This window comes from Novosphingobium sp. CCH12-A3 (assembly GCF_001556015.1).
Lineage (GTDB): Bacteria > Pseudomonadota > Alphaproteobacteria > Sphingomonadales > Sphingomonadaceae > Novosphingobium > Novosphingobium subterraneum.
This window is the reverse complement of sequence record NZ_LSIA01000223.1, coordinates 25,480-45,660: the sequence shown is the minus strand read 5'-3', so window position 1 is coordinate 45,660 and position 20,181 is coordinate 25,480. Positions and strand designations below refer to the sequence as shown.

General features: G+C 64.9%; 22 protein-coding genes and 1 tRNA gene. 13 read left to right on the top strand and 10 right to left on the bottom strand.

Annotation, left to right across the window (positions count from 1 at the left end; translation table 11 throughout):
• The 5 genes from AX703_RS17710 (at position 1) to AX703_RS17690 (ending at position 4,863) form a co-directional block, all read left to right on the top strand.
• Positions 1-714 (top strand): endonuclease/exonuclease/phosphatase family protein, encoded by a 714-nt coding sequence (locus AX703_RS17710; RefSeq protein ID WP_062345966.1) that lies wholly within the window; start codon positions 1-3, stop codon positions 712-714.
• Between the two features lie 210 nt (positions 715-924).
• A complete protein-coding gene (locus tag AX703_RS17705; RefSeq protein WP_039333663.1) occupies positions 925-1,263 on the top strand; it encodes a P-II family nitrogen regulator in 339 nt (112 codons plus the stop codon).
• Positions 1,264-1,298: 35 nt separating this feature from the next.
• Positions 1,299-2,621: an ammonium transporter gene (locus AX703_RS17700; protein ID WP_039333662.1), complete on the top strand. Its 1,323-nt coding sequence runs from the start codon at positions 1,299-1,301 to the stop codon at positions 2,619-2,621.
• Positions 2,622-2,812: 191 nt separating this feature from the next.
• Entirely contained in the window at positions 2,813-3,928 is a 1,116-nt protein-coding gene (hisC, locus tag AX703_RS17695; protein WP_062345964.1) for a histidinol-phosphate transaminase, read from the top strand.
• On the top strand, positions 3,925-4,863 hold the full coding sequence (locus tag AX703_RS17690; RefSeq protein WP_156452116.1) for a prephenate/arogenate dehydrogenase family protein: 939 nt from the start codon (positions 3,925-3,927) through the stop codon (positions 4,861-4,863). Before hisC ends, AX703_RS17690 begins: the two co-directional genes overlap by 4 nt.
• Before the next feature lie 3 nt (positions 4,864-4,866).
• Here AX703_RS17690 and AX703_RS17685 read toward each other — a convergent pair whose 3' ends face one another.
• Genes AX703_RS17685 through ftsE form a run of 6 tightly spaced genes read right to left on the bottom strand, consistent with a single transcriptional unit; the run spans position 4,867 to position 9,630 of the window.
• The gene (locus tag AX703_RS17685; RefSeq protein WP_231735598.1) at positions 4,867-5,415 is read right to left on the bottom strand and encodes a hypothetical protein; all 549 of its coding nucleotides are present in this window, start codon (positions 5,413-5,415) and stop codon (positions 4,867-4,869) included.
• A gap of 16 nt (positions 5,416-5,431) precedes the next feature.
• The gene (locus tag AX703_RS17680; protein WP_062345958.1) at positions 5,432-6,700 is read right to left on the bottom strand and encodes an NRAMP family divalent metal transporter; all 1,269 of its coding nucleotides are present in this window, start codon (positions 6,698-6,700) and stop codon (positions 5,432-5,434) included.
• Complete coding sequence (locus AX703_RS17675) at positions 6,697-7,389, bottom strand: 1-acyl-sn-glycerol-3-phosphate acyltransferase (protein WP_062345956.1); 693 nt, start codon at positions 7,387-7,389, stop codon at positions 6,697-6,699. The genes AX703_RS17680 and AX703_RS17675 overlap by 4 nt, the downstream gene beginning before the upstream one ends.
• Before the next feature lie 2 nt (positions 7,390-7,391).
• On the bottom strand, positions 7,392-7,952 hold the full coding sequence (locus AX703_RS28005; RefSeq protein WP_369821036.1) for a YdcF family protein: 561 nt from the start codon (positions 7,950-7,952) through the stop codon (positions 7,392-7,394).
• Positions 7,949-8,884, bottom strand: a complete 936-nt coding sequence (locus tag AX703_RS28000; protein ID WP_039333653.1) for an ABC transporter permease — start codon at positions 8,882-8,884, stop codon at positions 7,949-7,951. Before AX703_RS28000 ends, AX703_RS28005 begins: the two co-directional genes overlap by 4 nt.
• Complete coding sequence (gene ftsE / locus AX703_RS17660) at positions 8,881-9,630, bottom strand: cell division ATP-binding protein FtsE (protein ID WP_039333651.1); 750 nt, start codon at positions 9,628-9,630, stop codon at positions 8,881-8,883. Before ftsE ends, AX703_RS28000 begins: the two co-directional genes overlap by 4 nt.
• Before the next feature lie 148 nt (positions 9,631-9,778).
• Here ftsE and AX703_RS17655 point away from each other — a divergent pair, with 148 nt between their 5' ends.
• Both AX703_RS17655 and AX703_RS17650 read left to right on the top strand, forming a co-directional pair.
• Positions 9,779-10,573, top strand: coding sequence for an MJ0042-type zinc finger domain-containing protein (locus AX703_RS17655; protein ID WP_062345954.1), 795 nt, complete (start codon positions 9,779-9,781; stop codon positions 10,571-10,573).
• A 131-nt stretch (positions 10,574-10,704) separates the two neighbouring features.
• Positions 10,705-10,791: transfer RNA gene (locus AX703_RS17650), tRNA-Leu, on the top strand.
• A 154-nt stretch (positions 10,792-10,945) separates the two neighbouring features.
• Here AX703_RS17650 and AX703_RS17645 read toward each other — a convergent pair.
• Positions 10,946-11,863 carry an SDR family oxidoreductase gene (locus tag AX703_RS17645; protein ID WP_062345952.1) on the bottom strand — a complete coding sequence of 306 codons (918 nt, stop codon included), beginning with the start codon at positions 11,861-11,863 and terminating at the stop codon, positions 10,946-10,948.
• Between the two features lie 91 nt (positions 11,864-11,954).
• A complete protein-coding gene (locus tag AX703_RS17640; protein ID WP_039333645.1) occupies positions 11,955-12,575 on the bottom strand; it encodes a TetR/AcrR family transcriptional regulator in 621 nt (206 codons plus the stop codon).
• A 65-nt stretch (positions 12,576-12,640) separates the two neighbouring features.
• Here AX703_RS17640 and AX703_RS17635 point away from each other — a divergent pair, with 65 nt between their 5' ends.
• On the top strand, positions 12,641-13,663 hold the full coding sequence (locus tag AX703_RS17635; protein WP_062345993.1) for an aromatic ring-hydroxylating dioxygenase subunit alpha: 1,023 nt from the start codon (positions 12,641-12,643) through the stop codon (positions 13,661-13,663).
• Between the two features lie 35 nt (positions 13,664-13,698).
• On the opposite strand, the gene AX703_RS17630 is transcribed toward AX703_RS17635, so the two are convergent.
• Together AX703_RS17630 and AX703_RS17625 are read right to left on the bottom strand one after the other, a co-directional pair.
• On the bottom strand, positions 13,699-14,127 hold the full coding sequence (locus tag AX703_RS17630) for a nuclear transport factor 2 family protein (RefSeq protein ID WP_062345950.1): 429 nt from the start codon (positions 14,125-14,127) through the stop codon (positions 13,699-13,701).
• The gene (locus AX703_RS17625; RefSeq protein ID WP_039333639.1) at positions 14,127-15,329 is read right to left on the bottom strand and encodes an MFS transporter; all 1,203 of its coding nucleotides are present in this window, start codon (positions 15,327-15,329) and stop codon (positions 14,127-14,129) included. Before AX703_RS17625 ends, AX703_RS17630 begins: the two co-directional genes overlap by 1 nt.
• Before the next feature lie 239 nt (positions 15,330-15,568).
• Between AX703_RS17625 and AX703_RS17620 the strand changes: the two genes are divergently transcribed.
• The 5 genes from AX703_RS17620 to AX703_RS17600 are packed head-to-tail and all read left to right on the top strand — an operon-like array spanning position 15,569 to position 20,060.
• Positions 15,569-16,684 carry an FAD-dependent oxidoreductase gene (locus AX703_RS17620; protein ID WP_062345948.1) on the top strand — a complete coding sequence of 372 codons (1,116 nt, stop codon included), beginning with the start codon at positions 15,569-15,571 and terminating at the stop codon, positions 16,682-16,684.
• 26 nt (positions 16,685-16,710) lie between these two features.
• The gene (locus tag AX703_RS17615; protein ID WP_062345946.1) at positions 16,711-17,625 is read left to right on the top strand and encodes a VOC family protein; all 915 of its coding nucleotides are present in this window, start codon (positions 16,711-16,713) and stop codon (positions 17,623-17,625) included.
• Positions 17,626-17,628: 3 nt separating this feature from the next.
• The gene (locus AX703_RS17610) at positions 17,629-18,786 is read left to right on the top strand and encodes a S9 family peptidase (protein ID WP_062345944.1); all 1,158 of its coding nucleotides are present in this window, start codon (positions 17,629-17,631) and stop codon (positions 18,784-18,786) included.
• Positions 18,787-19,245 (top strand): hypothetical protein, encoded by a 459-nt coding sequence (locus AX703_RS17605; protein WP_062345942.1) that lies wholly within the window; start codon positions 18,787-18,789, stop codon positions 19,243-19,245. It abuts the gene before it with no gap.
• Positions 19,246-19,268: 23 nt separating this feature from the next.
• The gene (locus tag AX703_RS17600; RefSeq protein ID WP_039333629.1) at positions 19,269-20,060 is read left to right on the top strand and encodes a cyclase family protein; all 792 of its coding nucleotides are present in this window, start codon (positions 19,269-19,271) and stop codon (positions 20,058-20,060) included.
• The last annotated feature ends 121 nt before the right edge of the window (positions 20,061-20,181 follow it).

Sequence of the window (20,181 nt, the reverse complement as noted above, 5' to 3'; positions counted from 1 at the left end):
TTGAAACTCAAGGTCGCCAGCTACAACATCCACAAGGCCGTCGGGCTTGACCGGCAGCGTGATCCCGACCGGATCATGACAATCCTGCGCGAGATCGATGCCGACGTGATTGCCCTGCAGGAAGCGGACCGCCGCTTCGGCTTGCGCGAGGCGGTGATTCCCCGCGCCACGCTTGACGACCACAGCCCGTGGCGTGCCGTGGAGCCGGGGCATTACGATCGGGCGCGGACCGGAGCGAGCATGGGCTGGCACGGCAATGCGCTGCTGGTGCGGCGCGAGATCGAAGTTGTGGAAGCCTGCGCCGTGCCATTGCCGACAATCGAGCCGCGCGGGGCGGTCTGTGCCACCTTGCGCATGGGCGGCGCGCTGGTGCGCGTGGTGGGCATGCATCTCGATCTTTCCGGCCTGCGCCGCCGCCAGCAGGTGGAGACGGTGTGCGGGCATGTCGCCGGGCACGCCGAACCCGGCCATGTCGTGATGATGGGCGATCTCAACGAATGGTCGCCGTCGGGCGGCGCGCTGGGAGCGTTCGCCGCGCCGCTGAAAGTCCTTGCGCCGGGACGGAGCTTTCCTTCGCGCCGGCCCGTGGCGCAGCTTGACCGGATCGTGGTGAGTGATGGGCTCCGGGTGGAGGGCCTGGGTGTGCACCACAGTCCGCTTGCCGCGGTGGGATCGGACCACCTGCCGGTCTGGGCCGAACTGGTCCTGCCCTGAATCGGTGCTCCGAATCCGTGCACCGGACCCTGCCTAAAAATTGGGCACGCCGGTTTGGCTGCACAAGAATCGAGCGCGCATAACCACCACGTGGCCATTTTTGTTCCCGTGAAAGGCTGAATCCGTACAAATTCGGATTTGGCACGCCCCTTGCTTAATACTCCTCGCCGGCAGGTCGCCCGGCGTTGAGGGCAACAGAAGGGGGCATGAATGAAATTCATCATCGCCATCATCAAGCCGTTCAAGCTCGACGAAGTGCGTGAAGCACTGTCCGGGCTGGGCGTTGCTGGGATGACGGTGTCGGAGGTGAAGGGCTTTGGTCGGCAGAAGGGCCAGACCGAAATCTACCGTGGCGCCGAATACTCGACCAACATGCTGCCGAAGGTGAAGATCGAGGTTGCTGCGAGCGACGATCTTGCGCCGCAGATCGTGGAAACGATCCAGCAGGCTGCCAGCACCGAAGCAATCGGCGACGGCAAGATCTTCGTCCTCGACCTCGCATCGGCCACGCGCATTCGCACCGGTGAAACCGGGGATACCGCGCTTTGAGCGCGCCTTCCATTTCCGACCTTAGGGGAACCAACATGATCCGCAAGATGATCGGTGGCTTGGCGGGAACGGGCGCTTCGCTCTTCGCTGCCACTGCCGCTTTCGCACAGGAGGCGGCCCCTGCCGCCACCGTCGACAAGGGCGATACCGCCTGGATGATGGTCTCGACCATTCTCGTCCTGATGATGATCCTTCCCGGCCTCGCGCTGTTCTACGGCGGCCTGACCCGCACCAAGAACATGATCGCGACGATGACCCAGATCGGCGCCGTCGCGTGTCTCGCGATGCTGATGTGGGTGATGTTCGGCTACGGCCTCGCTTTCGGTCCCGAAGGCAATGCCTTCATCAGCTGGGGCAAGTTCTTCCTCTCGGGCGTCGACGCCTCGAGCCAGGCTGCGACCTTCACTGCCGGCGTGGAAATTCCGGAATATGTGTTCATCTGCTTCCAGATGACCTTTGCCGCGATCACCGTGGCGCTGGTGCTGGGTTCGGTGGTCGAACGCATGAAGTTCTCGGCGATCATGGTGTTCGCCGCCGTCTGGCTGACGATCTCCTATTTCCCGATTGCGCACATGGTGTGGGCAGCGGGCGGCCTGTTCTTCGACATGGGCGCACTGGACTTTGCCGGTGGTACGGTCGTGCACATCAACGCCGGTGTCTCGGCTCTGGTGGCCTGCCTCATCCTCGGCAAGCGCATCGGTTTCCAGAAGGAAATCATGGCACCGCACTCGCTGACCATGACCAGCATCGGCACCGGTCTGCTGTGGGTGGGCTGGTTCGGCTTCAACGCTGGTTCGGCTCTCGAAGCCAACGGTTCGGCTGCACTTGCCATGATCAACACCTTCGTCGCCACCGCTTCTGCCGGCCTGTTCTGGATGCTCGCCGAGCGTGCAGCCGGCCACAAGGGTTCGGCGCTGGGCTTCTGCTCGGGCATCATCGCCGGCCTCGTCGCGGTGACCCCGGCTGCCGGCAACTCGGGCCCGTTCGGTGCGATCGTCCTTGGTGCCATCGCCTCGATCGTCTGCTTCTACATGGTCACCGTGGTCAAGCCGAAGCTCGGCTATGACGACGCCCTGGACGCCTTCGGCATCCATGGCGTGGGCGGGATCGTCGGCGCCATCGGCACCGCGATCGTCTACGCTCCGTCGCTCGGCGGACCTGGCGCGGAAGACTACGACATGGGCGCCAAGCTGGTCGTGCAGATCATGGCAGTCGTCACCACCATCGGCTGGGCCGCAGTTGCCACCGTCATCGCCATGTATGTCTCGAAGGCTGTCACCGGTCTGCGGGTCACCGAAGAAGTCGAACGCGAAGGCCTCGACCTCGGTGAGCACGGAGAGCGCGCTTACAACTACTGATTACCTGAATTCCCGAATTGGCGGGGTTGGAGAGCCAGATCCTCTCCCTCTCATCTCCCTCCCCGCCAAACCTTGTTCCTCCTGCGAACAGACTAAGGCCGGAAGCGCTAGCCCGCTTCCGGCCCTTTTTTTGTTCGCGATCGGCGGTTCGCTTGCCCGGAACCCCGGCAGACCGTAAGGCGCGGGGCGTTATGGCAAACGCAACGACTCCTCCCGCTCCTCGGCCGAAAGACTGGATTCTCGGCATTCACGCCTACGTCCCCGGCAAGTCGACCGGCAAGGACGGGCAGAAGCTGACCAAGCTTTCCGCCAACGAGAATCCGCTGGGCACCAGCGCGGCTGCGCTCGAGGCGCGGGGGATGGCTGCCCATCCGGCGACCTATCCGGATCCGGACAGCACGGAACTGCGCAAGGCCATCGGCGAAGTTCACGGCATCGATCCCGCGAGGATCGTGATGGGCACCGGCTCCGACGAGCTGCTCAACCTTGCCGCGCAGGCCTATGCCGGGCCGGGCGATGAGGTGCTCTACGTGCGCTACGGCTTCTCGGTCTACGACATTGCCGCGCGGCGCTGTGGCGCAGTGCCGGTGGTGGCGCCGGATGCCGATTACGGCACGGACGTCGATGCACTGCTCGCCTGCGTGACGGACAAGACGCGGGTGGTGTTCCTTGCCAATCCCAACAATCCCACCGGCAGCTGGCTGCCGCGCGCCGAGATCGAGCGGCTCCATGCGGGACTGCGCAGCGATGTGCTGCTGGTGCTGGACGGAGCCTATGCCGAGTATCTTGATCCGGCGGATGACGATGGCGCGCTGGACCTTGCCGCGCGGGCATCGAACGTGCTGGTGACGCACACCTTCTCGAAGATCTACGGCCTTGCCGGCGAGCGCATCGGCTGGGGCACCGGGCATGCCGACATCGTCGACATGCTCAACCGTATTCGCGGACCGTTCAACCTGTCGAACACGGCGCAGGCGGCGGGCCTCGCGGCGGTGCAGGACCAGGCCTTCGTCATCGCCTCGCGCGAGCACAACACGGCCGAGCGCGCGCGCTTTGTCGAGAAGCTGGAAGCACTGGGCAACCATGGCGTGCGGCCGCTGCCGAGCAAGGCGAACTTCGTTCTGATCCTGTTCGAGGGCAAGGTCAGCGCCGAGGACGTCTACCTTGGCCTGATGGACCACGGCTACATCACGCGCTGGCTGCCGGGCCAGGGCCTGCCGCGGGCCTTGCGCATAACCATCGGCACGCGGGTGCAGATGGACGAGATTGCCGAGGCCATCCGCGCCATGTGCGAGAGCGCGAAGTGAGCGACACGCCCTTCCGACAGGTCACGATCGTCGGGCTGGGTCTGCTCGGCGGGTCGATTGGCCATGCGGTGCAGGCATTCCTGCCCGGCATGACGGTGATCGGATGGGATGCCGATGCCGGCGTGCGCGCGCAGGCGGCGGAACTTGGGCTGGCACACCGCATTGCCGAAAGCGCCGAGACAGCGGCGCAAGGTTCGGATCTGGTGATCTTCTGCGTACCCGTGGGCGCGATGGGCGCCGCCGCGCGGGCGATTGCGCCGGGCTTGGCCCGGGATGCGCTGGTCAGCGATGTTGGCTCGTCAAAGGAGACGGTGGCCGCGGCTCTGGCCGAGGCTCTGCCGGGCCATCACGTGATCCCGGCGCACCCGGTGGCTGGGACCGAGCGCAGCGGGCCGGACGCAGGGTTCGCCACGCTGTTCCGCAACCGCTGGTGCATCGTCACGCCGCCTGCCGACGCAGACCCGGCGCTGTCAGCGCGGCTGGTGGCGTTCTGGGAGGCGCTGGGCGCGCGGGTCGAGACGATGGACGCCGCGCATCATGACAAGGTGCTGGCCGTGACCAGCCACCTGCCCCACCTGATCGCCTACACCATCGTCGGTACTGCATCGGACCTCGAGCAGGTCACGCAGAGCGAGGTGATCAAGTACTCCGCCGGCGGCTTCCGCGACTTCACCCGCATTGCCGCCTCGGACCCGACAATGTGGCGCGACGTGTTCCTTTCCAACAAGGACGCGGTTCTGGAAATGCTGCAGCGCTTCACCGAGGACCTGACCGAGTTGCAGAAGGCGATCCGCAAGGGCGATGGTGATGTGCTGTTCGACCACTTCACCCGCACCCGCGCGATCCGCCGCGGCATCATCGAGATGGGCCAGGACGATGCGCGGCCCGACTTCGGGCGCAGCGATCATAATGGGGCGAAGGAGAGTGCAGGCTGATGGTCAGCGCTTCTTCTTGTTGACCTCCTCAAGCCGTGCTGCACCTTCAACCGCTTCGGCAAAAATCTCCGTCAATTGTGGCAAAACCCTCCGTGCCGCTCCCTCGTGACGGATGGGCAAATCTTCGAAGCGATTTCTAAAGCTGTAACCGTCCGGCGCGTCGAGAAACGCCATCAGGCTGCGGACTGAGCGTTCTTCGATATAACGGTAAGGAATGGCGAGCTCCTGAAGCGTTGCATCGTCGGGTGACCGCATCGCCTTGCGGTATCGCTCCGCCACTTTCAGCATAAAGACTGCCCGTTGGTTGGGCGTGGCATCGCTGTGTTGTTCGCGGAGCCAATTTGCGACGGCAGTGCGCATCTCTGGGTTCATATCTGCATCCCACGGCGCGAGTTGGGCTATCAGGGCGCGGACTGCTTCGATTTGCTCTGCTGTCGGCGGGACGGGCGGTGGCGTGTATGCCTTGAGTTCTCCCTGACCGAAGACGATGAGTGCCGGCACGGCCACAAGCAGGCGAGCTACTTGGGTTTTGCGGATTGAAGCAATCGACAAGCGCATAAGTGGAACCTCAGCCGAGCAGAAATAGCAGCGCCACGGCCCACATCGCGGCGGTGGAGAGCCAGCCGCCCACGGCAAGACGGCGCGAGATGGCGAGGCGGCCCATGATGCGCGGGTTGCGGGCGATCATCATGGTGACGACCATCAATGGCGGGGCAAGCAGTCCGTTGACCACGGCAGCCCAGTAGAGCGCGCGCATCGGGTCCAGGTCGATGAGATTCAGCGCAACGCCGCCCAGCGTTGCCAGCGCGATGGCGGCGTAGAAGGCCTTGGCCTCGCGCGGGCGACGATCAAGCCCCTCGGTCCAGCGGAAGGTTTCGCTCACCGCATAGGCGGCGGATCCGGCCAGGACCGGCACCGCGAGCAGACCGGTGCCGATGATGCCGAGCGCGAACAGCGCGAAGGCGAAATCACCTGCAATGGGACGCAGGGCCGTGGCCGCCTGTTGCGCGGACTGGATCTCGGTCAAGCCGCTCGCGTGAAGCGTGGCGGCAGTGGCCATGACGATGGACAGCGCGGTCACGTTGGAGAACCCCATGCCGGTCAGCGTATCGTTGCGGATGCGGCGCAGTTCGGGGCCTGCCTCACGCGGGGTGATGCACAGGGGCTTAGCGTGGCGACGGTGGCGTTCCTCCACTTCCTGACCCGCCTGCCAGAAGAACAGGTACGGGCTGATCGTGGTGCCGAAGATGGCAACGAGCGCCATGGTGTGATCGCGATCAAGCGCGAAGCTGGGCACTGTCAGGCCGCGCAGGGCCGCGCTCCAATCGACATCGGCGACCAGCACCACGGCGATGTAGGAGAACAGCGAGAGCGTCGTCCATTTGAGGATGCGGGCGTAGCGTTCATAGGAGACGAAAACTTCAGCCAGCACGCTCGCGACGCCGAACAGCAGCACGAACAGGTGTTCCGGCCCCGGTATCAGCAGAGCCAGCACCGCACCCATCGCGCCAAGGTCTGCGCCGAGGTTGATGACGTTGGCGACAAGCAGCAGCGCAACCATCGTGCGCAGCAGCGCGGGATGGTAGTGGCGGCGCAGGTTGTGGGCGATGCCGCGCCCCGTCGTCGCGCCGATCCGCGCGCAGATCGCCTGGATCGAGACGAGCAGGGGCAAGGCCAGGATCATCGACCAGGCCAGCGAATAACCGAACTGCGCGCCGACCTGGCTGTAGGTGCCAATACCCGATGGATCGTCGTCAGCGGCGCCGGTGATCAGGCCGGGGCCAAGCACTTCGACCAGCGAGCGCTGCTCCTCCTCGCTCGGTGCAGTTTCGCTCATGCGTTGAGCGCGTTGATCGCGGCCTCGACGCGCGCCTCGATTTCCTCGCGCTTGAGACCGGGCGGGATTTCCTCGGCAAAGCGATAGCGGATGATACCCGGCTGCTTCCACGTGCGATGATACAGCGGACCGCTGTCGACCGCGACCGGGATGACCGGCAGGCCAAGCAGCTTGTAGATCCCAGCGAAGCCTGCCTGAAGGGGGCGGCGCTGCCCATGCGGGACACGGGTGCCTTCAGGGAAGATGATCAGAGGGCGGCCCTCGGCGATCAGGCGGCGAGCCTCGGTCAGCATCGTACGGAGGGCGCGCGCGCCTGCCTCGCGCTCGACCGAGATCAGGCCGTAGTTCCGGCCGGCGAGCCCCCAACCGGGTATGCTCATGAGTTCCGCCTTGGCGAAGACCACCGGCAGGCGGAACAGCCACGGCAGGTCGATCGCCTCGAAAAAGGCTTCGTGGCGGATGGCATAGAGTACGCCCGGCTTGAATACCGGGTTTTCCAGTTCGACGCGAATGCCGAGCAGGACGCGCGCGCAGAGCCGGTGCCAGCCACCCCAGCCGCGCACCACGGTGCGGAAACCATCGCGCCAGACCGACATCAGCGCCAACGAGCCAAGCACGAAGAACACCGAGCCGCCATAGAACGCGGCGTAGAAAAGCAGGTTGCGGGGGATGGACAGCAGAGTTCGCAAGTTTACCAGCCGATCGCTTTCGCTCCGAGCCAGACGACGAGGCGCGCAACGTACTTGTTGTATTCGATGAAGAGGATGCGGAAGCTGGGCTTCGACACAACGGCATCTTCGACGATGATGAGATGGGTCGGCGCTTCGGCTGAAAGGTCGAAAGCGGCGCGGCGCATGTGCCAGTCCGTCGTGACGAGACGGACAGAGCGCAGCTTGTTCTCCTTTACCCAGCGCGTGACCTCGACCGCGTTCGACCGCGTGTCGACCGCATCGTAGCCCAACACGATGCAGCACAGCATCAGGCGATCGGGCACCTTGTATTCGGCGGCGAACTCGCGCGGGCGCACTTCACGGTCCACGCCCGAGACAAGCAGCTTGCTGGCGCGACCGCGTTCCAGCACCTTGAGCGCGTGCGGGATGCGCCCTCCCCCGCCGGTGAGCGCGACGACGCCGTCGGTGCGGACCGGTTCAACCACCGGACGCGGCAGGAATACCGCAAACCAGATAAAACCCAACGCCCACGCGATCAGCAGGAGCGCAAACAGACGGCGAAAGATGCCCCGCTTGGTCACAGCATGCGCCTCAAGGCGCTCAGCACGGTCAGGCGCGCGGTGAGGACGGCGAGCAGGACGCCGGCCAGGGGAATGCAGCAGATTGCGATCCAGTCGCTCCAGGCAAGGCCACCGGCGGCCATCATGCCCGAACCAAGCGCGGCAAACTGGCGGCCGAGAAGCCCTGTCACGACCACGCCAAGCAACAGGCCGCCGATGCCGCCCGCGGCTGCGTCCACTGCCATCGAACGCTGGAAGATACGAGCGATCTGGCTGTCGGTGCCGCCGAGCATGTGGACGATCTCGATCGTGCTGCGGTGGTTGCCCAGCGCATTGCGCGAAGCCAGCAGCACCGTGGCGACGGTAGCAAAGGCGAGCAGCGCGATCAGGCCGCCAGCGAGCCATTGCAGCGCATGGACCGCCTCGAACACCGGAGCAAGCCAGCTGGCCTGCGCATCGATGCGAGCCGCCGGTGCCTTGCGCCGGACGGCCTGCCCCAAGGCCTTGACCCGCGCGGGATCGGCACTTCCAGCGAGGCGGACATCGATCAGCGCGGGCACCGGCAGGGCGTTGACATCGTCGCCCGCGCTGGTGCCGAGCCAGGGCTCCACCAGCGCGTCCAGTTCCTGCTGGGGGACGAGGCGCGCTTCGGCAATGCCCGGCGTCGCCTTCAGGACAGCCAGGGCAGCCCGGGCCTGACGGTCTCGCTCACGCGGGGCGCCGTGGACGATCTGGACGGTGACGCCACCGGCGACATCGGCCCGCGCCGCCCGGGCCGTGTTGCGCAAGGCGAGGCCGCTGGCGGTGGCAACGACAGTCAGGCCGATCATGATCGCGATGACCCAAGGCATCGGGCCGGAGAGCTTGCCCTGAGGCAGCAGTCGGCTTTCCGCGCTGGTGCGTTCGCGCCAGTCGCCACCCAGGGCGCTGGTGATGGCGGGAAGTACGCTCATGCGCCGAGCACGTCCGGGCGCGGCGGAACGGCGGCGCGGCGCGGCGGATAGCGCAGGGCGCCGGTGGGATCGGACAGGCGGCCCTTGTCCAGGCGCATGATCAGCGATTCCGGAACCTTCTGGATAAGGTGCACGTCGTGGGTGGCGACGACCACGGTCGTGCCGAGGCGGTTCAATGCCTCGAACAGGCGCAGCAGCTTGACCGCCATCTCGGGATCGACGTTACCGGTCGGCTCGTCAGCCACAAGCATGTCGGGGCGTCCGATCACCGCGCGGGCAATGGCGACGCGCTGTTGTTCACCACCAGAAAGCGTAGCGGGGCGGGCATTGCTGCGATCGCCGAGGCCTACCCATTCGAGCATGTCGGAAACGGGCTTGACGATGTCCCGCTCGGGCACGCCGGCCACGCGCAGGGGCAGTGCCACGTTGTCGAACGCAGACAGGTGCGGGACGAGGCGGAAGTCCTGGAACACGACGCCGAGGCGGCGACGGAAACCGGGCAGGCGTTCTCGCGGCAGGGTGATGGCATCGGTGCCGAACATGCGGATCAACCCGCGCGAAGGGCGCTGGGCAAGGTAAAGCAGCTTGAGCATGCTCGTCTTGCCCGCGCCCGATGCACCGGTGAGGAAGTAGAAGCGCCCGGAATACAACGTGAAGCTGACATCGGTCAGCACCTCCTTGCCCGTGCCGTAGCGCAGGCCGACGTTGTCGAAATGGACAATCTCCGCGTCGTCTGGCTGGCTCATGAGGTGGAGACTGTACCCGTTTGTTCTGCGCCGATCGTTACGCCCCAAGGGCTATACGCGGCAATCCATGTGGAAAAAAGGCCGGGGATGCGTTTCTTGGGTGGTGTGGCTATTGTTTCCCACGGCACGGCCATGCTTAACCCGACGAATGATCATTGCGTGCCCAGCCTGCTCGACGCGCTATGTCGTTCCCGACACCGCGATCGGCGTGGACGGCAGGACCGTGCGTTGCGCACGGTGCCGCCATTCGTGGTTTCAGAACGGGCCTGAGCTGCCCGCGCGTGGGGAAGCGTCGCTCGAACCCGCGCCGGTGGAGGCCGCACCTGTTGCAGCCGCCCCTGAGGCGGCCCCCCAAGCAAGCGCACCGCCCACACCCGATGCGGCGCCGGCGAACGCGGCTGCGGCCCAGCCTGAACCGCCTCCGCCACTGCCCCACCCGGCGCGGCGCAAGTTCGCCCCGGTGGAGGAAGCGGTCGATCAATCACCCTTCGAGCACCAGCCCCCGTTCCGTCCGCGGCGCAATCCCACCAAGCTGTGGACGATGGCTGCCGTGGCGTTCGCGGTCACGATCGCGGCACTGGGCGGGGCGGCATGGTATTTTGGCGTGCCGCAGTGGATCCCGGGCGTGAACCAGACATTCGGCGCTGGCCCTGCCGATCTCGTGCGCTCTTTCCCGCCGGAAAAGCAGGATCGCCGCCAGCTGCCCAACGGCACCGAATACTTCGGCCTGAGCGGAACTGTCACCAATACCGGCAAGGAAGTGCGCGCCCTGCCGGAAATCCTGATCGTGCTGCGCGATTCGAACGACAAGGTGGTGAAGACCTGGCCGGTGCCGCCACCGCAGGCCGAACTTGCGCCAGGCGAAAGCGTGACCATCAACGCTGCGGTCACCGACGTGCCGAAGTCGGCAAAGGTCGCGGAAATCGGCTGGAAGCCTGACTGACCCGCAGCTGTTTCGAGGCGCGCGCGAAAAATTGCGCGAAGCTTGTTGCGCAGGCCAAACTCCTTTGCTAGGGGCGCGCTCCTACCCCACCACGGGGCGCCGATCACGGATCGGACACCCCGTATGATTTTGCGGTCGTGGCGGAATTGGTAGACGCGCAACGTTGAGGTCGTTGTGGGCGAAAGCCCGTGGAAGTTCGAGTCTTCTCGACCGCACCATCACTCTCCGAACAGTGTGATCCTTGCCTTCGGGCAACCTATTTTCGCTTCAGGCGGAAACCTCTTCCTGCGAACTGCGTTCGGCAGGCAGGATGAGACGCATGACCCTTGGCGGGGCACAGGCCACAGCGGCCCGTGCCCCGCTTTTCTGTGATCAGGTAAGGTCTGCAAGGCCGATGGCCTGCCCTTCGGCCGCTGCCTTGTTGGCGGCCCGGCGCAGGCGCTCGATATGGAGCCGGCCTTCGGGGACAGGCTCCTTGGGCAGGGCTTCGAGCGAGGTGCGGTAGATCTCCTCGAAGTCCTCGGCGAATTCGCCGTGGGTGAGGATCAGGCCGCGGTTCTCGATCATGCCCTGCAGGGTCTTCTGCCCGACCTCAAGCGGGTCCATGCCGAGTTCGAAGGCAGTGCCGAACTGTTCGAGCTCGGCCGGGTCGGCCGGTGCAAAGCCGGAGTCGGCAAAGCCTTCGGGCCGCTTCAGCGCACTGGTCCAGGCGTTGGTGCGGGTCAGGCCGGGGCACATCAGCGAAACGCCGATGCCATGCGGCGCGAGGTTGTAGCGCAAGGATTCGGTAAGCCCGCGCACCGCAAACTTGCTGGCAGTGTAGATGCCTGCCTGGGGGCCGGAGAGATAGGCCGCCATCGAGGCCACATTGACCACGTGCCCGCCCTCGCCATGGGCCTTCATGCCCGGCAGGAAGGACACGAGACCGTTGACCACCCCGCCGAAGTTGACGCCCATGATCCAGTCGTAATCGGCATAGGTCGCCTCGTCGGTCGGGCCGAACACGCTGACGCCCGCATTGTTGACGAGGACGTGGACCTTGCCCACCTCGGCAGCGATCGCGGCAAAACGGTCGCGGTCGGTGACGTCGAGCCGGACGTAGCGCGCCGCCGGGAGGTTGTTATCGGCGAGCCAGCGGGCCGCATCCTCGCGGTCCTGCTCCTTGCGGTAGGTGAGGACGAGGTCCATCCCGGCCATGGCGAAGGCGCGGGCGATGCCGAAGCCGATGCCGTTGACGCCGCCGGTGATGAAGGCGGTCTTTCCCTGAAATTCGCGTGTCGTGCCAGTCATGTGTCGTTCCTCTTCCGTTTGCAAGGCTAACAATCGTGAGGATTGTCGGCAACTGTGCGAAGTGAAACGGCCGCAGTGAACGGGCGGCAGTTCAGGCGGGCTTGCGCAGGCCATGGAGGAAGATGCGGACGCAGGTGCTCGCGTGGTCGGCGAGCGATGCGTCATCGAAGCTGGCCTCGACACGGTAGAGCTTGCGGCTGACCATGCCGGCAAGGGTAAGGTCGAAGAAGGCGAGCGCGGCGCGTTCCGGATCGTCACAGGCCAGCAGGCCACGCTCGGTCCAGGCGGCGAGTTGCGCGGCGAGCAGATCGTTGAGCGGCGTGACCGCGTGCTGGCGGTAGGTTGCGCCCACTTCGGGAAACAGATGGCCCTCGGCAATGGCCATGCGACCCACGAAGATGCTTTCGTCGGTGAGAATCCACGTCAGCGCACGCAGGGCGAAGCACTCCAGCCACCCCTGCGGTTCGGCATCACTGACGTCCGCCATGTCCACCACATCGCGCCAGCGTTCGGCAATCCGCGCGACGACCCCTTCGAACAGCGCGCGCTTGGTTTCGAAATGACGGAACATGGTGGGCTTGGAACCGCCGAAGCGCTCGAGGATGCGGTTCGTGCTGGCGCCGGCAAAGCCCTCAGCCATGAACTCGGCCTGCGCGGCATCGAGGATGCGGGCGCGCACCACTTCCGGATTGCGACTGACCGGGCTTCTCATCGCGACTGTCCGTGATATAAAGAAACCAACTGGTGTATTTGATTCGACATCTGGGGAGAATGACCGTGAGCGCCTTCATTCGCAATGGCTGGTATATGGCCTGTTGGTCGCACGAAGTGCCCGAGGGCGGCTTTCTCGCCCGCCGCCTGCTCGACAGGCCATGGGTGATCTGGCGCAAGTCGGATGGCGAGATGGTGATGATGGCGGATCGCTGCCCCCACCGCTTCGTGCCCCTGAGCCGCGGCGGGCGCGATGGCGACATGATGCGCTGCGGCTATCATGGCCTCGCCTTCGACGGTGCAGGCAACTGCGCGCACAACCCGTTCAGCGGCCAACCGCTCGACATTGCCAAGGTCGAGGTGCTGCCGGTGGTGGAGAAATACACCGGGGTGTGGTTCTGGCCGGGCGATGCCGACAAGGCAGACCCCGCGCTGATCCCCGACTACAGCTTCATCGACCACGACAGGCCACTGCATCGCGGCACGATCAAGATGGACGCGAGCTACGAATTGGTGACCGACAACCTGATGGATCTGAGCCACGCCGAATTCATCCACCGCGAAAGCTTCGGCACGAACGGTGCCCTGCTGGCCTGCGGCGAGCACGAGGTGATTCAGGAAGACGATGGGGCCATCTGGAACAACTGGACGATGCCCGACTCCGATCCGCCGGCCTGGGCTGTGCCCATGCTTCCGGAGGGCGCGAAGACCGACCAGTGGCTGCACATGCGCTGGAATGCGCCGTCGAACCTGGCCCTGTACATTGGCCTTGCCCGGGCAGGCACGGACCGCAAGGACATGGTCGTGCCGCTGATGGGCGATCCGCATATCCTGACGCCCGAGACGGCAACGTCGACGCACTACTTCTATACGCACGAGCCGACCCCCGAAGCGCATGCTCTGCTCGAGAAGGCCTTTCTTGAGGAAGACCATCCGACGCTGCACGCGCAGCAGGAAGCGATGGGCGATGCGGACTTCTGGGATCTGCGCCCGGTGATCCTGCCATCGGATGCAGGCGCGATCAGGGTACGACGGCGGATGATGCAACTGCGCCGCGCCGAAGCAGGGGAGCCTGTGGCCGCGCAATAGCCGGCCACGGCCAGCGCGCACTCAGAACATTGCCCTCAGAACATCGGGTGCGCGTTGGCCGACTTTTCCGGGATCGGCTGGATCACGTCCCAGTGCTCGACGATCTTGCCGTCCTTGAGGCGGTAGAAATCGGCCACGGCGGCACCGCGCGCCGCAGGATCGGGCCTTGCGAAGATGTGGATCGCGGCAAGGTCCCCGTCGACGAGGATCTTGCGGACCTCGAAGCTGCGGTTGCGGTCGGAAAACATCGGCTGCAGCAGCGCGATCGCAGCCTCGCGCCCATCCGGCACGCCCGGGTTATGCTGGATGTAGTCGGGCGCGACGTAGGTCTCGAAGGCCTGGCGCACGTCGCGCTCGACATAGAACATCCGGGCGAAGTCCTCGACAATGCGGCGGTTGTCCGCCGCTACCGGGCCATTGCCCAGCAGGGCGACGGTCGCGATGGCCAGGAGGACGCGGCGCATCAGGCCAGCGCCGGTTCGGCCTGGCGCGGGGTAACGATGAACCACGTCACCACCGCAATCACGATGCCAAGGCCACCCGCGATCAGGAACGCGCCCTGCATCGAGCCGCTGGACGTGCGGGCAACGCTGACCAGCAAGGGCGAAATAAACTGGCCGAGGAAGAACGCAGAGGTCCACACACCCATGCCGCGCCCGCGGTGTTCGAAGGGCAGGTAGCCTTGCGCCCAAGCGATCAGCGTCGGCACCGCCATGCCAGCGCCGGTCTGCTGCAGGGCCATGCCGGCAACCATGCCCTTCCAGTCGCTCGCAGAACCGATCACGGCAAGTCCTGAGCCGAGCAGCAGGAGGAAAATGGTCAACTGGGTGCGCGCACCGAGGCGCCCGGTGGTCCAGAAGATCAGCGCGCCGACGATCACGAACATGCTCGGGATCGTGGTCAGGCGGCCGATTTCCTTGGGATCGGATACGCCAAGCTCCTGCCAGACGATGCCGCCATTGATGATGAAGACATAATAGAGTGCGCCGCCGAACAGGGTAACGAGACCGAACAGGAGCACACCCTTCCACGGGAACGGAGTGCTTGCTTCGGCACCGATGCCCAGCATCTTGCGGGCGGTGTCGTCGTTTTCAGGCTCATAAATGAAAGCGAGCATCGCGAAGAAGCAAAGGAAGCCGACTCCATAGATCGCAAAGACCGCGTTCCAGCTCATCGAAGCGAGATAGCCCGACGTGAAGATGACGGCGCTGCCGAAGAACGGGCCGACGATACCCTGCATCGAAAGCCAGCGATAGCGCCCCTTTTCGTCCCAGTAATCTCCGATCAGAGTGTTTACCGTGGTGAGGATCGCCGCTTCTGCGACACCCAGCAGCAAGCGCGATGCGTAGATGTGGTCGAGATTGTCGAGCAGCATCGGTGCCATGCCGACGAAACCATAGAGTCCCGTGGACCACAGCAGCAGGCGGCGGCGACCGAACTTGTCGACGAGCAGGCCCGCGAACAGGGCAAGGATCGCGACGGTCAGACCGGGTGCCGAGACCATGGCCGGCACCTTGGTCGGCGCTGTGGGATCGCTCGCGAAATGCGCGATCATCGCGGGCACCGCCGGGAACATCGACACGATCGCGACGATGGGCAGGAAGCCGGTCAGGACTATGGTGAGGCCTTGGGGAATGCCCGGTTGGCGCCTGGCGGAACTGGTCATCTGATCTCCCTGTGGCCGATTGTCGCCACATTCTAGAACCGTTATTCTCAAACGGTATCCACGCGCCTTTTGCGCAAGTCAAGCTAATGGACTTGATGCCAAACCATCAATTTCAGAGATGCCATGGCATAAAAATTACTTGCTTGGTGTATTGGTCCGCGCATTCTAAATCCTGCGCAATCCCAATCAAGCAGACGAGAGGGGCCGGCATTCCGAACTGACGGATCCGGTCAGAGGCCATGGAAAATCTGGATATTCTAATCATCGGCGCCGGCATCGGCGGACTTTCGGCGGCCATCGCGCTAGCTCGCAAAGGGCACACCGTAACAGCCTTGGAAAAGGACCCGAACTGGTCGGTCTATGGCGTAGGCATCATCCAGCAGTCGAACGTCCTCAGGGCGATGGACCAGCTCGGCGTGCTCGACAGGTTCATGGATGCGGCCTGCGGTTTCGATGCGGTCGAGATCTTCCTGCCCGATGGCACCAAGGTCGCCCGCGTGCCGAGCCCCCGCCTGGTCGAAGGTCGCCCCGCCAACGTCGGCATCGGCCGCCGCGCCTTGCAGAAGGTGCTTGGCGACAGCGCAAAGGAACTGGGCACCGAGATTCGCCTCGGCATCACGGCCGATGAGATTGTCGATGATGGCGAGAAGGTGGCCGTGACCTTCTCGGACGGCTCGTCTGGCATCTACGACGCCGTGATCGGCGCCGATGGCGTCTATTCACAGACACGCGCCGCCATCCTGCCCGAGGCAGAGAAGCCGGTATTCACCGGCCAGGCGGTGTGGCGTTACAACTTCCCGCGCCCCGAGGGACTCGATGCCTTGCAGGTCTACAATGGCCCGACCGGCGTGGGCCTCGTGCCGATGAGCGCGGACGTGATGTACATGTATGTCACCACGCCCGAGCCGGGCAATCCGTGGTATCCGAAGGAAGGCATTGCCGCCGCGATGCGCGCCAAGCTGGCCAACTGCTCGCCCGCGATCCGCGAGCTGGGCGAGCAGATCACCGACGATGAAGGCGTGGTCTACCGCCCGCTCGAAGGCATGCTGGTGCGTGGCGACTGGAGCAAGGGCCGCGTCGGCCTGCTGGGGGATGCCGTCCACGCCACCACGCCGCATCTCGGCCAGGGTGCAGGCATGGCCATCGAGGACGCCATCGTCATCGCCGAAGAGCTTGAGCGCCACGACACCGTCAAAGCGGCGCTCAAGGCCTATCGCGACCGCCGCTTCGAGCGCTGCCGCTACATCGTCGAGAGCAGCCTGGCCATTTGCCACGGCCAGCTGGGCGTGGGGCCCGCGGTCGACAATCACAAGGCAACTGCGGAGATGTTCGCAGTCGTCGCACAACCGATCTGATCCAGACGAATCCAAGGAAGATCCCAATGAGCCGCGTTACCGAAATCCGCTATGTCGGGTATGGCGTGAAGGAATTCGACGCCGAGAAGACCTATTACACCGAGGTCTGGGGCCTCGAGCCGGTGGGCGAGGACCCGAACCATGCCTGGTTCAAGGCGCAGGGGCATGACGAGCACCACGTGGTGCAGCTGCGCCGCGCGGACGAGAACCGCGTCGACGTGATTGCCCTTGCGGCTGACAGCCGTGCCGACGTCGACGCACTGCGCACGAAGGTTGCCGATGCCGGATGCCAGATCGTCAGCGAGCCTGCCGACCTGACCTCGCCCGGCGGCGGCTACGGCTTCCGCTTCTTCTCGCCCGATGGCCTGATGTTCGAAGTTTCCAGCGACGTTGCCCGTGGCGCCAAGCGTGATCTGGCGCGCTGGGAAGGCGTGCCGGTCAAGATCAGCCACATCGTGCTGCATTCGCCGAACCATCAGGAAGCGGTGAAGTTCTTCTGCGACGTGCTCGGCTTCAAGGTCTCGGATTGGCTCGGCGATTTCATGTGCTTCCTGCGCTGCAATTCGGCGCACCACCGCATCGCCATCCTGCCGGGGCCTGCCTGCCTCAACCACGTCGCCTACGACATGCTCTCGGTCGACGATATGATGCGCGGCGCGCATCGCCTGAAGATCAAGGGCATCGACATCAGCTGGGGTCCGGGCCGCCACACTGCCGGCAACAACACCTTCAGCTATTTCGTGACCCCGGGTGGCTTCGTCACGGAGTACACATCGGATCTTGAAGAGGTGGACTTCGAAGCGCACCAGCACAAGGTTCACGTGCCCGCACCGATGGTCATGGACCAGTGGGGCATCGGCGTCGGCGGTCCGCAGACGATGCCGCATCCGCACGTCAACCCGGGCCTGTTCAAGACCCCCGAACTCGTCGGCGAGGCTTGATCGATGGCACTTTACGAACCGTTCCCGAACTACATCTGGAACCTCTCCGTCTCGATCGCGATGGAGAGCGGCGGCCAGATCGGCGAAATCGTCGACATGTGCCAGCCGATCATCGATGCCGCGGCCAATGGCGGCGATGCCGGCACGCCGCAGTTCATGAAGCAGTGGGCCGCCTATGGCGACAAGCTGATCGAACTTGCTGCAGAGGACGAAGCCAAGGGCCGCGCGTTTTCGGCATCCAACAAGCTGGAGCGCGCGTCGCTCTACCTGCTGGTGGCCGAACGCATGCAGGGCCACGGCGCGCCGGGCCGCAAGGAAACTTACGCCAAGGCGCTGGACGCCTTTGCGAAATCGACAGCGCTGGGCAAGATCAATCGCGAGCGCGTCGAAATTCCGCTCGCAAAGGGAACGATGCCCGCACTCTACACCCGCGCCGAAGGGCCGGGGCCGCATCCGGTGGTGGTATATTGCAACGGCCTCGATAGCTGCAAGGAGCTGCTCTACTGGAGCCGCCTCCCCGAAGCCCTGGCCCGCCGGGGCGTCTCCACGCTGTGCGTCGACCAGCCGGGAACGGGCGAGGCGCTGCGCCTGCAGGGCCTCCCGGTCGATCCGCATTCGGAGAACTGGGCGAGCAAGGCGGTGGACTGGCTGGAGAGCCAGGCAGACGTCGATCCCAAGCGGATCGGCATGACCGGGATCTCGCTCGGTGGCCACTTTGCGCCGCGCGCAGTCGCCTACGAGCCGCGCTTTGCTTCGGGCGCGGTATGGGGTGCCAACCACAATTGGCGCGAAGTGCAGGACAAGCGCATGAAGCGCGAGGGTGAAAACCCGGTCCCGCACTACTGGGCGCACGTGATGTGGGCGTTCGGCGCAGGGACGATGGAAGAGTTCCTCGAGAAGTCGACGGACATGAACCTGAACGGGCACATGGGATCCATCAAGGTGCCTTTCCTGGTGACCCACGGCGCGCAGGATCGCCAGATCAGCGTGTCGTACGCGGACGATCTTTATGACCAGCTCGTCAATTCGCCCCGCCGCGAGAAGGTGATCTTCACTGCCCGCGAAGGCGGTGTCGAACACGTCGGCGCGGACAACATGTCCTACGGGCGCGACCTGATCGCCGACTGGTTCGCCGAGACGCTGGGTGGTACGACTGCCTGAATGGAGCCTGCCGCCTACATCCGCCGCGAGACTGCGGTCAGCATCGCCATCAATGTCGCCTTGAGCGCGACGTTCTTCATTGCGGTGTTCGGCACAGGTAGGGACGTACCGGTGTGGAGCGTGGGCGGCTATGTCTTCGACTTTGCCCCTCAGGGGTTCATGATCGGCCTGATGGCCACGCTGGTGCCAGGCTTGCTGGCACGCAAGGCCCGGGCGGCGGGCAAGGTGCGGACTCTGGACAGTGAATCGCGCCTGCCCGCAGCGGTCCTGCCACGCGCAATCCTGTGCGGCTTGGCTGGTGCCGCATCGGGCGTGGCAGGCGCAGCCGCCGTGCTGATCTTGGCGGGGACAACGCAGCTCGGATGGCTGCCTGCCCTGCTTGCAAAACTCGCGTTCGGCGCGGCACTGGCCCTTGTGGTCACCCCTGCGGGCCTCCGGACCGAACTGACAAGGCGCTGAGCAAGCGCAAGGGAGAAATTGCCATGAGCCGCCGTTTCGTCGATCTCTCGATCTATCTCGAGAATGATGTCATCACCGATCCGCCGTTCCTGCGCCCCAAGATCGAGTATCAGAAGCATGGCGAGACGATGCCCGAACTGGGCTTCTTCTTTCCCGGCGTGACGCCGGAGCAGACGCCGGACGGCGCGGGCTTCGCAGCGGTCGAGAACGTGACGCTGACCACGCACAACGGCACGCACCTCGATGCGCCGTGGCACTTCCACCCGACGATGGACGGCAAGGACGGCAACCCCGTGCCCTCGATGACCATCGATGAAGTTCCACTGGAATGGTGCTTCCAGCCGGGTGTGAAGCTCGACTTCCGTCACTTTCCCGATGGCTACGTCGTGACCGCGCAGGACGTGGAAGACGAGCTCAAGCGCATCGGGCACGAGCTCAAGCCGCTTGAGATCGTGATGGTCAACACCGCAGCCGGCAAGGCCGTGGGCGATCCCAACTACGTCAGCATCGGCTGCGGCATGGGCTACGAAGCGACGATGTACCTGACCTCGCGCGGCGTGCGCGTGACCGGCACCGACGCCTGGAGCTGGGACGCGCCCTTTGTCCACACGGCCGAGAAGGTCAAGGAAACCGGCGATACCTCGCTGATCTGGGAAGGCCACAAGGCCGGGCGAGACATCGGCTACTGCCACCTCGAGAAGCTGCACAATCTTGAGGTGCTGCCGCCCGACGGCTTCATGGTCAGCTGCTTCCCCCACAAGATCAGGGGCGCTTCGGCAGGCTGGGTCCGCGCCGTGGCGATCTTTGAGGAATAAACTCCACTTATTCAGTTGACATTAATCTCAAGTGCACTAGTAGAGTTCTTGTCGCGCAATTCTGCCGCGATTCGAAAAGGCCCAAGGCGACCTCGCTCGGGTTCGTGTTCCCACGAGCAAG

What these genes read in the sequence shown, in the direction of transcription:
- AX703_RS17600 (WP_039333629.1), top strand. Translation starts at nt 19,269, where the DNA reads ATGAGCCGCCGTTTCGTCGATCTCTCGATCTATCTCGAGAATGATGTC.
- AX703_RS17700 (WP_039333662.1), top strand. Translation starts at nt 1,299, where the DNA reads ATGATCCGCAAGATGATCGGTGGCTTGGCGGGAACGGGCGCTTCGCTC.
- AX703_RS17620 (WP_062345948.1), top strand. Translation starts at nt 15,569, where the DNA reads ATGGAAAATCTGGATATTCTAATCATCGGCGCCGGCATCGGCGGACTT.
- AX703_RS17705 (WP_039333663.1), top strand. Translation starts at nt 925, where the DNA reads ATGAAATTCATCATCGCCATCATCAAGCCGTTCAAGCTCGACGAAGTG.
- ftsE (WP_039333651.1), bottom strand. Translation starts at nt 9,630, where the DNA reads ATGAGCCAGCCAGACGACGCGGAGATTGTCCATTTCGACAACGTCGGC.
- AX703_RS17645 (WP_062345952.1), bottom strand. Translation starts at nt 11,863, where the DNA reads ATGACTGGCACGACACGCGAATTTCAGGGAAAGACCGCCTTCATCACC.
- hisC (WP_062345964.1), top strand. Translation starts at nt 2,813, where the DNA reads ATGGCAAACGCAACGACTCCTCCCGCTCCTCGGCCGAAAGACTGGATT.
- AX703_RS17615 (WP_062345946.1), top strand. Translation starts at nt 16,711, where the DNA reads ATGAGCCGCGTTACCGAAATCCGCTATGTCGGGTATGGCGTGAAGGAA.
- AX703_RS17605 (WP_062345942.1), top strand. Translation starts at nt 18,787, where the DNA reads ATGGAGCCTGCCGCCTACATCCGCCGCGAGACTGCGGTCAGCATCGCC.
- AX703_RS17630 (WP_062345950.1), bottom strand. Translation starts at nt 14,127, where the DNA reads ATGCGCCGCGTCCTCCTGGCCATCGCGACCGTCGCCCTGCTGGGCAAT.
- AX703_RS28000 (WP_039333653.1), bottom strand. Translation starts at nt 8,884, where the DNA reads ATGAGCGTACTTCCCGCCATCACCAGCGCCCTGGGTGGCGACTGGCGC.
- AX703_RS17610 (WP_062345944.1), top strand. Translation starts at nt 17,629, where the DNA reads ATGGCACTTTACGAACCGTTCCCGAACTACATCTGGAACCTCTCCGTC.
- AX703_RS17640 (WP_039333645.1), bottom strand. Translation starts at nt 12,575, where the DNA reads ATGAGAAGCCCGGTCAGTCGCAATCCGGAAGTGGTGCGCGCCCGCATC.
- AX703_RS17625 (WP_039333639.1), bottom strand. Translation starts at nt 15,329, where the DNA reads ATGACCAGTTCCGCCAGGCGCCAACCGGGCATTCCCCAAGGCCTCACC.
- AX703_RS17655 (WP_062345954.1), top strand. Translation starts at nt 9,779, where the DNA reads ATGATCATTGCGTGCCCAGCCTGCTCGACGCGCTATGTCGTTCCCGAC.
- AX703_RS17680 (WP_062345958.1), bottom strand. Translation starts at nt 6,700, where the DNA reads ATGAGCGAAACTGCACCGAGCGAGGAGGAGCAGCGCTCGCTGGTCGAA.